This is a genomic window from Mycolicibacterium austroafricanum (assembly GCF_902705885.1).
GTDB classification, from domain to species: Bacteria; Actinomycetota; Actinomycetes; order Mycobacteriales; family Mycobacteriaceae; genus Mycobacterium; species Mycobacterium vanbaalenii_A.
Genome location: NZ_CACSIP010000001.1, coordinates 409,481 through 422,776, shown reverse-complemented (window position 1 = coordinate 422,776; position 13,296 = coordinate 409,481). Strand labels below are relative to the sequence as shown.

General features: G+C 64.2%; 12 protein-coding genes. 5 read left to right on the top strand and 7 right to left on the bottom strand.

Translation table 11 applies throughout. The annotated features are described in order from the left end of the window. Window positions 1-37 precede the first annotated feature (37 nt). The 7 genes from BEMPMBAN_RS32440 to BEMPMBAN_RS02100 all read right to left on the bottom strand — a co-directional run bounded on the left by BEMPMBAN_RS32440 (window position 38) and on the right by BEMPMBAN_RS02100 (window position 7,863). Window positions 38-235 (bottom strand): adenylate cyclase regulatory domain-containing protein, encoded by a 198-nt coding sequence (locus BEMPMBAN_RS32440; protein ID WP_231963591.1) that lies wholly within the window; start codon window positions 233-235, stop codon window positions 38-40. 106 nt (window positions 236-341) lie between these two features. Then, window positions 342-1,004 carry a TetR/AcrR family transcriptional regulator gene (locus BEMPMBAN_RS02125; protein ID WP_159228728.1) on the bottom strand — a complete coding sequence of 221 codons (663 nt, stop codon included), beginning with the start codon at window positions 1,002-1,004 and terminating at the stop codon, window positions 342-344. A gap of 413 nt (window positions 1,005-1,417) precedes the next feature. Continuing rightward, window positions 1,418-3,154, bottom strand: coding sequence for an acyclic terpene utilization AtuA family protein (locus BEMPMBAN_RS02120; protein ID WP_067992188.1), 1,737 nt, complete (start codon window positions 3,152-3,154; stop codon window positions 1,418-1,420). Further along, window positions 3,151-3,963, bottom strand: coding sequence for a TIGR03084 family metal-binding protein (locus BEMPMBAN_RS02115; RefSeq protein WP_011895439.1), 813 nt, complete (start codon window positions 3,961-3,963; stop codon window positions 3,151-3,153). Before BEMPMBAN_RS02115 ends, BEMPMBAN_RS02120 begins: the two co-directional genes overlap by 4 nt. A gap of 2 nt (window positions 3,964-3,965) precedes the next feature. Further along, entirely contained in the window at window positions 3,966-4,733 is a 768-nt protein-coding gene (locus BEMPMBAN_RS02110) for an enoyl-CoA hydratase/isomerase family protein (RefSeq protein ID WP_011895438.1), read from the bottom strand. Between the two features lie 386 nt (window positions 4,734-5,119). Then, window positions 5,120-6,628, bottom strand: a complete 1,509-nt coding sequence (locus BEMPMBAN_RS02105; protein ID WP_067992190.1) for a carboxylesterase/lipase family protein — start codon at window positions 6,626-6,628, stop codon at window positions 5,120-5,122. A 221-nt stretch (window positions 6,629-6,849) separates the two neighbouring features. After that, window positions 6,850-7,863 (bottom strand): helix-turn-helix domain-containing protein, encoded by a 1,014-nt coding sequence (locus BEMPMBAN_RS02100; RefSeq protein ID WP_041800299.1) that lies wholly within the window; start codon window positions 7,861-7,863, stop codon window positions 6,850-6,852. Between the two features lie 122 nt (window positions 7,864-7,985). On the opposite strand from BEMPMBAN_RS02100, the gene BEMPMBAN_RS02095 reads away from it, so the two are divergent. The 5 genes from BEMPMBAN_RS02095 (at window position 7,986) to BEMPMBAN_RS02075 (ending at window position 13,260) form a co-directional block, all read left to right on the top strand. Then, a complete protein-coding gene (locus tag BEMPMBAN_RS02095) occupies window positions 7,986-8,306 on the top strand; it encodes a 2Fe-2S iron-sulfur cluster-binding protein (protein ID WP_011895435.1) in 321 nt (106 codons plus the stop codon). 22 nt (window positions 8,307-8,328) lie between these two features. Continuing rightward, entirely contained in the window at window positions 8,329-9,720 is a 1,392-nt protein-coding gene (locus BEMPMBAN_RS02090; protein ID WP_011895434.1) for a cytochrome P450, read from the top strand. Then, window positions 9,717-10,919, top strand: a complete 1,203-nt coding sequence (locus BEMPMBAN_RS02085; RefSeq protein WP_067992193.1) for an NAD(P)/FAD-dependent oxidoreductase — start codon at window positions 9,717-9,719, stop codon at window positions 10,917-10,919. Before BEMPMBAN_RS02090 ends, BEMPMBAN_RS02085 begins: the two co-directional genes overlap by 4 nt. Before the next feature lie 265 nt (window positions 10,920-11,184). Further along, window positions 11,185-11,595: an SCP2 sterol-binding domain-containing protein gene (locus BEMPMBAN_RS02080; protein ID WP_067992196.1), complete on the top strand. Its 411-nt coding sequence runs from the start codon at window positions 11,185-11,187 to the stop codon at window positions 11,593-11,595. A 48-nt stretch (window positions 11,596-11,643) separates the two neighbouring features. Beyond that, a complete protein-coding gene (locus BEMPMBAN_RS02075) occupies window positions 11,644-13,260 on the top strand; it encodes a fatty acid--CoA ligase (protein WP_078290122.1) in 1,617 nt (538 codons plus the stop codon). The last annotated feature ends 36 nt before the right edge of the window (window positions 13,261-13,296 follow it).

Genomic DNA, 13,296 nt, shown 5'->3' with positions numbered 1-13,296 from the left:
TGAAGCTTTCAACATGTTCAGCGCGCGAAGCCACGCATCATCTCCGTGGCCTGCCCGATGCCTTCCGTGAGGGCCCGCAATATGGCGACTGTTTCGTCTGGATTCCGGTTTCCGTGCTCAGCTCGCGCAGAGAGACGTACCGTCCCTCATCACCCAGTACGCGGCTTGTAGGAAGAAGGAGAGGGGTTGGGGCCACCAGTCGGCTTTGATCAATCGTGAAGCCCTGGGCATGCAGCCAGGCAATTAGATGAGTCCTTTCCTGGCGGCTGTCGCCCTCAAGACCGTCGTGCAGACATACTGAGCGAGGTCGTCTTCGTGTGTTGCTGACACCCTGGACCTGCTTAGTGCTGCGGCGTACCGGGACGCGGACAGGATGGTTCAGTGTTCACGCCGCGCACCTGGTGACTCGGCGCGGGGACGCCGAGCACGGCGTGACCCATCGCAACGAGCAGCGCAGAGGTCTGTTCGGGAGCCAGGCCAGTGCCGCGGTAGTGCAAGATCGATTGAATGGCTCCGATCGCTCCATGAACCATCGCCCGAAGTTCAATCTCATCGACCGCGGGCCGCAATTCTCCGACGAGGTGTACCCACTCTTCTAGATAGAGTCGCTGCTTTCGGCGCAACCGGCTCTGGTGCTGATCCGACAGATTGTGCACTTCGCGGTAATACACCATTGCCAGCTCGCGTTGATCCATTACCAAGGCGACTTGGTCTGACACCAGCAGGGTCAGCGCCTCCGCCTCGTCGCGGGACTGCTCGACGATCGCCGTCGCACGCTTAAGGAGTTTGTCCACCACTCGCTCGAAGAGGGCCGCCAGTAGATCGCTCTTACTGTTGAAATGGCGATAGATGGCCGGCCCGACAACCCCTGATGCAACGCCGATGTCGGCCATGGAGACAGCGTGGTAGCCCCGCTCGGCAATCAACTCGGTGGCAGAGGCGAGAATCCGTTCCCGACGTTCGCCGCCGACCCGGGTACGTCCGGCAACGACCACCTTGTTCACTACTACCTTCCTTCGCTCGCAACCAGGGCTCGCGCAGCACTGCAGCGCCGGGAGCTACACTACGAACGTTAACACCTGCTCACAATCCCAGGTTGAGTTGAAATGTAGACGCCCAGTGGCAGGTGGCTGGCGCCTGCGCGTGTGATCCCCATTCGTGGATGTGCCCGCTCATTGGCCAAGATCGGCAACCGCGTGGGCAGATCGCTGCGCCCTCTTTGGATGTCCAGTTCGGCAAGGAACTGGACAAAGCCATCTCTCCGTCTGCCGGACGCTGTTGGCGTCATCCGATCGTCATCACATCGTTCGGCAACACGGCTTTGGCAAAGGGGCTACGTCAAGCAGCAGGCAGAGGACGGCGACTTGATTGGCGATACGTCGACAGAGTGGCCCGGCTACTCCAAATTCGGGATTTGTCAGGTCGCGCCGACAAGGGATTGCGGTATGTCCACGATGCGGGAGCGCAGGTACTCGCACAAGCCCTTCGCCTGGGCATCCGGCCGGGTCGAGGATGCCACGCCTTCCCCCAGCAGCCCGTGCACCACAACGTTGAGCGCACGCAGGTTGGGCAGCTCGAATCGCTCTATGCGCAGCTGCGCAGCCTCCGGGCCGAGCAGCCCGCGCAGTCGCTCGACGGTTAAGTGCTCGCGCACCCAGGCATAGCCGGCGTCGTCGCGGGCCCAGAGACCAATATTGGCGTTGCCGCCCTTGTCGCCGGACCGCGCGCCCAGAACCGCGCCCAGCGGCGCGCGGCATGTCGGCTCGGTCGGCGGCGCGGCTGCCGCGCTGCCCCGGACCTTCGCGGCCGGCACGCTACCGGTCGGCGGATCGGCGATCCTCCGGCGCTCACCGTTGGGCAGCACCACGACCTGCGTCACGCTCGACCGGGGCACGGTCGCTGGGCGATACACGCCGAACACTGACTCCGACGTGGGTGGCGTGGTGGTGTGGAAGCCGGCATACCCGGCCAGAGCGATCTCCATGATTGCGCTCGAGAACGCCCGGCCGACCTTGCGCGGGTCGGTGTCCTTGACCGTGATCCGCAAGTGCGCGCACGCCTGGTCGTTGGTGGGGGCGTCCGGTGTGTCGAAACGCAGAAACCGGACGTCGACCTCGGCGAAGGATCCCCGGCCGCCGAGGATGTCGAACAGCTGCTGCTGCGCGAACGCGGCTTTCGCCTCCAGGTCCAAGCCGGTGAGCACCATCGTCATGGTGTTCCGGTAGCCCCCGACCTCGTTCAGCGCCACCTTGAGCGTCTCCGGTGGCGGGCTGCCGGTGACACCCGTGATCGCCACCCGGTGCTCGGCCTGCTGGGCCAGCGAGATCGTGTCGAAGTGAGTCACCACGTCGGGCCCCAGATAGGCCGGCTCGGCGATCTCGTAGAGCAGCTGGGAGGTGACCGTACCGACCGACACCAGCCCCCCGGTGTCGGCGTGCTTGGTGATCACCGACGAGCCGTCGGCCGCCACCTCCGCGATCGGGAAGCCCGGGTAGCGACGGTCGGTGATCTCGTCGAGGAAGGCGTAGTTGCCGCCCGTGGCCTGTGGTCCGCATTCGATGACGTGGCCGGCCACGACGGCACCGGCGAGCCGGTCCCAGTCGGTGCGCTCCCACCCGTGCCACCAGGCGGCCGGGCCGACGACCAGCGAGGCGTCTGTCACCCGTCCGGTGACGACGACGTCGGCGCCCGCACCCAGCGCTTCGGCGATACCCCAACCCCCGAGGTAGGCGTTGGCCGAGACCGGCTTGACCTCACCGACCGCAGGGGTGATCGCGGAGAGGTTCCCGCGCAAGTCGTCACCTTCGATGTGGGCGATCCGGACGGTGATACCGAGCCGGTCCGCAAGCTCGCGCAATCTGACGGCCAGCCCGGCCGGGTTGAGCCCACCGGCGTTGGCCACGATCTTGATACCGCGGTCGGAACAGGTGCCCAACACCTGCTCCATCTGGGTCAGGAACGTGCGCGCGTAACCGCCCGCCGGATCCTTCGCCTGGGCCTTCGCCAGGATGAGCATCGTCAGTTCAGCGAGGTAGTCCCCGCACAGCACGTCGATGCTCTGCTCGCCCGTCCCGCCCTCGACCATCTCCCGCGCCGCGGCGATCCGGTCGCCGTAGAAGCCCGAGCAATTTCCGATGCGTACCGGGTCCCTCACGACACACCTCCGTCGAACTGTCCTGCGGTGCGCCCGCCACCGGGAGGTCCGGCGAAGGCCTGCGCGATGGAGAGCCACTGGTCGGCGAGCGGACCGGTGACGTGCAGTGCGGTGTCGTCGCGATGCCTGCGCTGGGTGACGAGCAGGCAGAAGTCGTGCGCAGTGCCGGTGACCCGGTTGGGCACGCCGTCGGGGCCCCAGGTCCACAGCGTGCCCCCCGGTGCGGTGAGCTCGACACGGACGGGTTCCTCGGGCACCTCCAGGCCGTTGGCCATGTAGCTGAACGCCCGCGCTCCCACGCCGATGTGGGCGACGTGGCGCAACCGGGCCGAGGGCACACGGGTCACTCCCAGCGCGTCGGCGATGTCCTGACCGTGCGCCCAGGTCTCCATGATCCGCGCGGTCAGCGAGGAAGCCGCGCTCATGGGGAGGCCGAACCACGGCACCCGCATCGAGGGGTCGATCGCTGCGAAGGCAGCGACGAGGGCGCGGCGCGCGCCGTCGAACCAGGACAGCAGCTCCGCTGTCGGCATCGGCCGGTAGCGCTCGGCGATGGTGTCCGGGGAGATCCGGCCGTCGGCGAGCATGGGCAGCACCTCGGCCGTGAACCCTTCGGGGTCGGTGGCTGAGCGCACCGCGGCGTCGTCGAAGAACGCAAGATGGCTGATCTGATCGCGGACCGCCCAGCCTGCCGCGGGGGTGGGCGCGTCCCACCCGGCTTGCCCCTCGGGCAGCTCGGCGATCAGTGACCACAGCTCGGCCGTTTCCGCCCCGATGTCGGTGATCAAGGACTCCATCGGCACGGCCACGTCTAACGTCCCTTCCAAACCGGTGTGCGCTTCTCGCGGAACGCGGCGGGACCCTCTAGCGCGTCGGCGCTGAGGTACACCGGCTCCCATATCTGGTCGGCGTGGGCGTAGGCCTCCGTCAGGTGGTGCGCTGCGGAGAGGTATACGGTCTTTTTTGCCGCGAGTACGGACAGCGGTGCGTTGGAAGCGATCCGCAGGGCGATCTCCTGAACTCGTACCCGCAGCTCCGCTGCGGGCACGACCTCGTTCACCATGCCTACCTCGCGGGCGCGCTCGGCAGTGATCGGGTCGCCGGTCATCAAAATCTGCAGCGCAATCCGCGGCGGCAGCAGCCACGACAGCGGGACAGCCCATGGCGAGCCGCGGCCTACCTTGACCTCGCTGACCGCGAACCTGGCGTGCTCGGCTGCGATGACGAGGTCGCACTGCTGGGCCAGTAGGAATCCGCCGGCGAAGGCGACGCCGTTCACCGCGGCGATGGTCGGCTTGGCGACCTGGATGTTGCGCCCGAATTGCGGCGCGAAGTCTGGCGGCGGAACCGTGAGCGCCGTCTCCGCCATCTCTTTAAGGTCCCCTCCGGCGCAGAACGCCTTATCGCCTGCCCCGGTCAGCACCAGAACCTTGGCGGAGTCGTCGGCGTTGAAGCGGTGAACGCTGTGGAACAGTCCCTGCCGGACCGCCCCGTTGAGCGCGTTCCGTGCCTCGGGGCGATTGATCGTCAACCAGGCCACCCCGTCGACGACCTCGTAGGTGATCGCTTCCTCGCTCATCAATCCCCGTCCTGATCGGCACCCGCCCTCCCGATGTGAGGGCTCGTTCACTCGCAGTACGTTACCCGGCAGAATGTCGCGAGGACCAGTTGGTGAGCGAACGCGTTGCGTCCGGCGGCGCAACCCGACCGGCGTGGCCAGCTCCGTAAATGTTGGGTTCGCCACCTCGTCGGCCGCATTCGGTTCGAGCGATTGACGAGATCGGATCCCAAGGCCGCAACACGGGGTTGCATTCGTACGTCAAGTCCTCGGCAAGAATGTGGCCCTCTTCGGCCTTTTGGGATTGGCACGCCGGAGGTGCTCCTTGCCACCGTTTCACCCTTGGCTCCCAGAAACAATCGGTGCCAAATGCTGTGAACGCATGCGTCGCCGCGGGGAACCGCTCGTCAGCGTCCGAGGACTTGAAAACCTTCCCATGCTTTCCGGCGGTCGGCGTGGGGGTCGTTGTCCACTCGCGAAGCGCGATCGAAGACGAGGACCGGACGGGCGTCGCTGGTGTAGCGCGGCCAGCCGTCTCCTGGAACTCCGGTGCGTGCGAAAGCATCCCAGCGCCCTTGCATGTCGTCGCTCACGCGTAGGGCCGAGCGGCGATCGGCTCCGGCGCTGAGTAGCCGACCGAGCGGCGTGCGGTAGGCGTCGAACACCGCAAGAAGCTCCGTCGCATGGGTGGCACCCAGCCCGGCCCATTGCAGAGTTCGCGGGGCGAAGTCATAGCGGTACAGATATGTGGGGGCGTGCCGACTGTGGGAATCCGCGAGCTGCCACAGTGTCGATCCGAATGTGAAGTCGGCCCCCAGTCGGATACAGGCATCGGGGGCCGGATATTCGGGATAGGCAGCAGTAATTCGCTCGCGACAGGTGGGTTCCGCTCCCGCTAGTAACGCTTCGATCTTGGCTTCGTTCGTCGGGAGGAGTTTGAGGAAGCGAGTGAACAACCGGCCCTCGTCGGCGTTCGTACCGACGATCAGCGGCACACGGTACGCCTTGCCGTCGCGCATCGCTTGAATGGGCTCGGACGGTAGATAGTCGGTTCCGAATGTGCATCCCACCGGGTAACCGCCAGCAAGGTCCGATGCACTCGTGGTGAGCAAGCGATCGAATGCATTCACCAGTTGAGCCGGACGCGCCGCCAACAGGAGGCGGGCGGGCTCCCGCTCGTCGGCGCAGAGAATGGATGCGAACTTGGCGGCGAACTCCGCGGCCAGCTCCTGGGAGCGGGATAGCGCGCCGGCCGGACTTTGTGAGATAGCCTGTGCGAAAAGCCCTTTCGCCGCTGGCACGGCCAGCAAAGTGGTAACGGCGTGCGCGCCCGCGCTCTCTCCGAAGATCGTCACGTTATCGGGATCGCCGCCGAATGCCGCGATGTTCTCGCGTACCCACCTGAGCGCCGACACGAGGTCACGCAAGTAGAGGTTGTCGTCAATATGGATGTCTGCGGTGGACAGCGACGACAGGTCGACAGCCCCTAGCGCGCCGAGGCGGTAGTTTGCCGATACGTACACGCAACCGCTGCGGGCAAGCGACGCGCCATCATAGATCGGTGTCGCGGAACTGCCCAGGAAGTACGCCCCGCCGTGAATGAAGAACATCACGGGCAGAGGTCGGTCCGAGCCGCCGTCGGGTGCAACGACATTGAGGGTGAGGCAGTCCTCGCTCATGGGCTGGAACTTGCCCGGACCGACGATGGTGTATCGGCGGGGCTGTGGAGCGCAGTAGCGGAATCGGTGGCAGGGTCGGACGCCGTCCCACGCTTCGACCGGCTGGGGAGCCTTGAACCGCAGCGCGCCGACTGGTGGCTTGGCGTAGGGAATGGAACGCCAGCGATTGACGCCGTCCCGCGTGAATCCTTCGATGGCGCCCGAGGTGAGTTCGGTGCGGACTGTCTTCGCTGGCATGTATCGACAATAGCGAATGACTATTCACACCAGCGCCCGGCTCTGCCGTTCAGTCGCCGTGTCGGGCACGGTTTGGCCTGCTACTGATGACTCACTCGACTTCGGTCAGCGGCCTCCACGGCCGTTCGGTGACGTCGTGGCTGATTCTTAAGCACCGGTTACTTCTTTTCAGAAGAAGAAGCTACCCATGACCGGCTATCTCCGGGCGTGCGGGGACATCCTCAGCGTTGTGAGCGTCGGTACTCGCTCGGAGAGCGGCCGGTCCATCGCTTGAAGGCGTGTGAGAAGTTAGCAAGATCGCCGTATCCGAGCTCGGTCGCGATCTGGCTTGCCGACATTGATCGGGTGATTAACAGCATCATCGCGCTCTCCCGCAGACACGACTGGCGCAACTCGCGAAACGTGGTGCCCTCTTCGGCGAGCCGGCGTTTGAGTGTGCTGGTGGATACCGAGAGTTCGTCTGCGACCCGCTGGCAACTTCGCTGTCCGGGATCCTCGTCCAACAACCGTCTCACCTTCTTGGAGAAGGACGTGGCTCCGCTCTGCTCGTCGAGGGTCCGCCTCAGCTCGGCGACGGCGAGTCGATACGCAAGGGGATCGGAGAACCGGCACACTTCATTGAGCGCGTTGACGGGAACATGAAGGTAGGACATCGGTGCGTCAAAGAACAGGCGCCCGGCTAGTACCATCTCTGCCGCGAGTTTGTTCAGGGAGACCGGCGCTGACCAACTCAAGTGGAGCGTGACGGTCAGCGCGTCACTGACGAGCATGTCCAGCAGTCGTAACAACGCCGAGCCGGTATATGTGACTGCTAAGCAGTCCAGGGCCCGATCGCCTGTGTGCCCCCAGAGCCCGACGGTGAGACCTTGGTCGTTTGGACGGAATTGTGCATTGATCGCCGTGGTGATCAACGGTAGATAGGTGAGCAGCTCGACGATCTCGGCTACCGAGCCTGCGCTGACCAGCGGGACGCTCAACGGGCCGAAAGATGTCAACTGTGCCTGTCCTGCAAACGAGAAGCCGAGCAGGGTTGCCCGGTCGACGTCTAGATCGGGGTACAGATCGCGAAACCACCGCAGTGGCGCCTGGACATCGTGCTGCATCAGCGTCGCCTCGTCGGTTCCCTCGCGCGCCATGATGGTGCGAAGCCGCGCGACGGCGTCCGGGTCGAGTGCCTGGCTCTCCAGCATTTGCACGAACGCGACCGGAGGCACACCGGCGTTGCTGAACTTCACCGATCGTGCCCCCTGAGCCCAATCCACAAGTTCCTGATCCGCGCAAACATAGCGGAAGCGCTCGGATTGGACAATCCTGTTAACAAGTATTCACATTCAGGGCAACTTAAGAGGAGTCGGTAATGGCCGTTGTCACTTTTGTCTCCCACGACGGCGACAAGCACCAGGTGCCTCTCGATGAAGGCCAGTCACTCATGCAGGTCGCGACCAACAATGCAGTGCCTGGCATCGACGGCGACTGCGGAGGCGAAGCGGCGTGCGGTACCTGCCACGTCGTCGTCGATCCGCAGTGGTCCGATCAGGTCGGCTCCTCCGGCGTCGGCGAAGAGGAGATGCTCGCGATGAACCCCGAGCGTCAGCCGACCTCTCGGCTGTCCTGCCAGATGACGGCCTCCGAGGCATGGGACGGCTTGATCGTCCATCTGCCGGAGTTCCAGATGTGACGACGAAGGGAAGTGGTCAAACATGGTAAAAATCTCTGAAAAGGTCGCCGAGAAAGTTCAGGCGACCATCCCGATCGACCTGCAGATTCAAGGTGCACACGCCTACGACAAAACTCGGCGTTGGGTGACCGGTACGAACGGGAAGAAACTCTTTGTAGAGCGTCCTATTCCGCCGGCCGAGGAGGTCGAACTCGCCGACATCGATCTCAGCAATCCTTTTCTCTATCGCCAGGGGCGCTGGCAGTCATACTACGAGCGCCTGCGTAACGAAGCTCCGGTCCATTATCAGCGGCACAGTGCCTTCGGCCCGTTTTGGTCCGTCACCCGGCATGCCGACATCGTGGCCGTCGACAAGAATCATGAGGTCTTCTCCGCTGAGCCATTGATCGTCATCGGGGTGCCGCCCCGCTTCCTGGATATCAAGATGTTCATCGCGATGGATCCACCACGCCACGACCTGCAGCGGGCGGCTGTCCAAGGGGTGGTCGCACCCAAGAACCTACGGGAAATGGAGGGTCTGATTCGCTCGCGCGTAAGGGAGGTGCTGGATAACCTCCCCGTGGATCAGCCGTTCGACTGGGTTCACGACGTCTCGATCGAGCTGACCGCTCGAATGCTTGCGACCCTGCTGGACTTTCCGTACGAGCAGCGTCGCAAGCTTGTCGAGTGGTCGGATCTGGCAACCTCGATGGAGCAAACCAACGGCGGTCCCTCGGACCTTGACGAGACGTTCGTCGGCATGCGCGCCATGGCCCGAGATCTCAGCCGGCACTGGCACGACAAGGCGGCCCGGACCGGTGCCGGAGAAGAGCCTGGGTTCGATCTGATCACCATGCTGCAGAGCAATGAAAGCACCAAAGACCTGATCGACCGGCCGATGGAGTTCTTGGGCAACCTTCTGCTGCTGATCGTCGGAGGCAACGACACGACCCGGAACTCGATGAGCGGCGGCGTTCTCGCGTTGAACCGCTACCCGGACCAGTTCGAGAAGCTGAAAGCAAATCCCGACCTGATCCCCAACATGAACTCCGAGATTATCCGATGGCAGACGCCACTCGCCTACATGCGCCGGATCGCCAAGGCCGACACCATGCTGAATGGTCAGTTCATTCGCAAGGGTGACAAGGTCGTGATGTGGTACGCATCGGGAAACCGCGATGAGCGCGTATTCGATCGGCCCGACGACTTCATCATCGACCGGGACAACGCCCGCAACCACATCTCTTTCGGGTTCGGCGTCCACCGCTGTATGGGCAACCGGTTGGCCGAGATGCAGTTGCGGATCCTGTGGGAGGAGCTGCTTCCTCGTTTCGAGAAGATCGAGGTCATTGGTGAGCCCGAATACGTGCAATCCAACTTCGTCAGGGGAATCAGCAAGCTGATGGTCCGCCTCACCCCGAAAGCCGGCGCATGACTTTGCATCGAGCGGTCATCGTGGGCGCCAGCCACGCGGGCGCCCAACTGGCGGCCAGCCTTCGTCAAGAAGGATGGGACGGCGAGATCGTCCTCGTCGGCAATGAATCGGCAGCGCCCTACCAACGCCCTCCGCTGTCGAAGGCATATCTGGCCGGGAACTGCACAGTCGACAAGCTCGCGATCCGCAGCGCCGAGTTTTACACAAAGCTGCGAATCGAAGTTCTGGATGCGACGGTGGAGGCAATCGATCGCGCAGCGGGTCACCTCTCGCTGAGCACCGGCGAGGTGCTGCCCTACGACAGGCTCGCGCTGTGCACGGGCGCGCGCCCCCGTCGGCTCTCCACCCCAGGCGCCGACCTGGCCGGAGTCTTCTACCTACGCACCGCGGCGGACGTCGAGATGATCCGAGACGCCACCAGACCGGGGCGTCGAGCCGTGATCATCGGCGGCGGTTACATCGGATTGGAGACGGCTGCCTCCTTGCGTGCGTTGGGTCTAGAGGTCACCGTGCTCGAGGCGACGGAGCGCGTCCTCGAACGGGTGACCGCCCCGGAGGTATCGGCGTTCTTCGACCGGATCCACCGGGAGGCGGGCGTCAACATCCAGACGGGCGCGCGGGTCGAGGCTCTGTCTGGCGACGGCAAAGTCGGCGAAGTAGTCCTGGCCGGTGGCGAATCGATTTCCGCCGACCTCGTCATTGTCGGCATCGGCGTTGAGCCGAACACCGAGCTCGCCGCTGCCGCGGGCTTGGTCGTCGACAACGGCGTCGTGATCGACGACCAAGCCCAGACCAGCGACTCCGCCATCATGGCCGCCGGGGACTGCGTCAGCCACGACATGGCTCGTTACGGCCGCCGTATACGTCTGGAGTCCGTGCCCAGTGCGGCCGAGCAGGCCAAAGTCGCGGCGGCGACTTTGTGCGGGAAGTCCAAGAAGATATCAGCGCTGCCTTGGTTTTGGTCAGATCAATACGACCTCAAGCTCCAGATCGCGGGTCTCAACACCGGGTACGACGAGGTGGTCCTCAGCGGCGACCCGACCCGCGACCGCGACTTCACCTGCTTCTACCTGCGTGCCGGCGAGCTCATCGCCGCCGACTGCATCAATCGCCCCCGCGACTTCATGTTCAGCAAGCGGGTCATTACGCAGCAGGTCCCCGTCGAACGGGCCGAACTCATGCTCGCCGGCTCGGTCTGAGGTCATGGCTGCATGGGCGATGGGACGGCGACTGCGATTGCGACGCGTGTGTCGGAGACGAACGTCAGCGAGAACCGCCATCCAACTCCGCTGGCCGCGGGGACTGGCTAGCGGATGCCGCCGGGCACCTCGGCGGTGTTACCGCAGCGCATCAGAAGCTAGTGGAGGTCGCCAACAGGCGTGACGATTTTTGCGGGGGGAGCATCGTCTTGAGTCGATGCTCGCGACTGTTCTGTTCTGACAACGAGATTGGTGGAGATTGACGGTGGCGGTATTCAAGGACGAGGACGAGGTCTATGCCTTCTTGGGTGGGATCTTTCAACGGGGCTTGGAGAAGGAGGGACTGGCGGACAAGCTCGCAAATTCGGGTGTGGTGTTACGGGTGCACTACACCGATCCGGACGCGGTGGTAACGGTGGACATGCCGAAGAAGGTGGTGGAGACCGGAGCGGCCAGTACCGCGGTGCCCAACGTGGAGTTGTTCATGTCGGCGGACACTGGAAACAAGTTCTGGCTGGGCAAGGTGAACCTGACGATGGCGATGGCCAAGGGGACGGTGCGCGCAAAGGGCCCGGTGCCGAAGTTGATCAAGTTGATTCCGCAGGCCAAGAATCTGTTCCCCGAGTACCGGTTGATGCTGCAGAGTCAGGATCGGCAGGACCTCATCGATGCGTGACCGTCGCCTCATCAAGGGTTGTCGGGCGGGCTCTCGATGAGGAGCACGATGCAGGACGTTGCGTTGACGGTGCCCGCGATCGTGGCCCATGCTGCGGCAGTCCATGGCGATCGCGAGGTGTTGACCGCACGCGGACCCCAACAGATCTCTGGGGTGTCGTATCATGAGTTGGGGCAGCGTGCGGCGCGGTTGGCGAATGCGTTGCGCGAGATAGGCATTTGTGGAGACGAGCGTGTCGCGACGCTGCAGTGGAGCAACCAGGAGCACCTGGACTGTTACGCGGCGGTGCCGTCGATGGGTGCGGTGCTACATACGTTGAATCTGCGGCTGCCACCTGAACAGCTGACGTGGATCGCCAATCATGCCGAAGATCAGGTGATCATCGTCGACGGTACGGTGCTGAACCTGTTGGCGGCGGCGTTGCCGTCGATGACCTCGGTGCGCACGGTGCTGGTGACCGGCACGGGTGATCTTACCGCAGTGCAGGGCTGCGGAAAGGACGTCCTTCGCTACGACGATGTGGTGGCAGCCCAGCCGAGCACGTTCGACTGGCCCGACGTCGACGAGCAGTCGGCCGCAGCGATGTGCTACACGAGCGGTACTACCGGGCACCCGAAAGGCGTTGTCTACAGCCACCGTTCGACGTGGTTGCACTCTCAATCGGCGTGCACCTCGAACGCCTTGGGCATCGGTCATGACGACACGGTGTTGGCGATCGTTCCGATGTTCCACGCTAATGCCTGGGGGTTGCCGTATGCGGCGATGATGGCGGGGGCGCAGCTTCTGCTGCCTGACCGTTTCCTGCAGGCGGGGCCATTGGTGGAGATGATCGAGGCGGCCCGGCCCACGATGGCGGGCGCTGTGCCGACGATCTGGACCGATGTCTTGCACTACCTGCGCGACAATCCCGGCCACGACGTGAGTTCGCTGGAGATGGTGGCGTGCGGTGGTTCGGCGGTTCCGAGGTCGTTGATGACTGCCTATGACGAACTGGGCATCCGAATCGTGCAGGCCTGGGGGATGACTGAGACCTCCCCGCTGGCTGCGGTCGCTCTGCCGCGGAACACCGACACCCCGGAGAGGTCCCTTTACCTGCGGGGAACCCAAGGCAGGGTAGTGGCCGGTGTGCAGGCGCGCATCGTTGATGACAGCGGTGCAGAACAACCTTGGGACGGACTGTCGGTGGGGGAGATTCAGATCCGCGGCCCGTGGATCACTCAGTCCTATTACGAGCATGACAGTCCGGCGGTGTCGCCGGACGGTTGGTTATGCACCGGGGATGTCGGGACCATCAGCGCCGATGCGTTCATCACTCTCACCGACCGCGCCAAAGACGTGATCAAGTCTGGAGGGGAGTGGATCTCCTCGGTGGAATTGGAGAACGAGTTGGCCGCTCACCCTGCAGTACGCACCGCCACGGTGATTGGAGTGCCCGACGACAAGTGGCAGGAACGGCCGCTGGCAGTGGTGGTCCTGGCCGCTGACTGCACCGCCACCGCTGCGGAGTTGACTGAGTTCCTGCGTGCACGGGTGGCCAAGTGGTGGCTACCGGAACGGTGGGCGTTCGTCGCCGACGTTCCGTTGACGTCTACTGGCAAGTTCGACAAGAAGAAGCTGCGCCGCCAGCATGCCGACGGTGAGCTCGCCGTCGAGACGCTGGCGTGAACCATCCACTGCTACGGAAGCACCGACGTTGAGGAG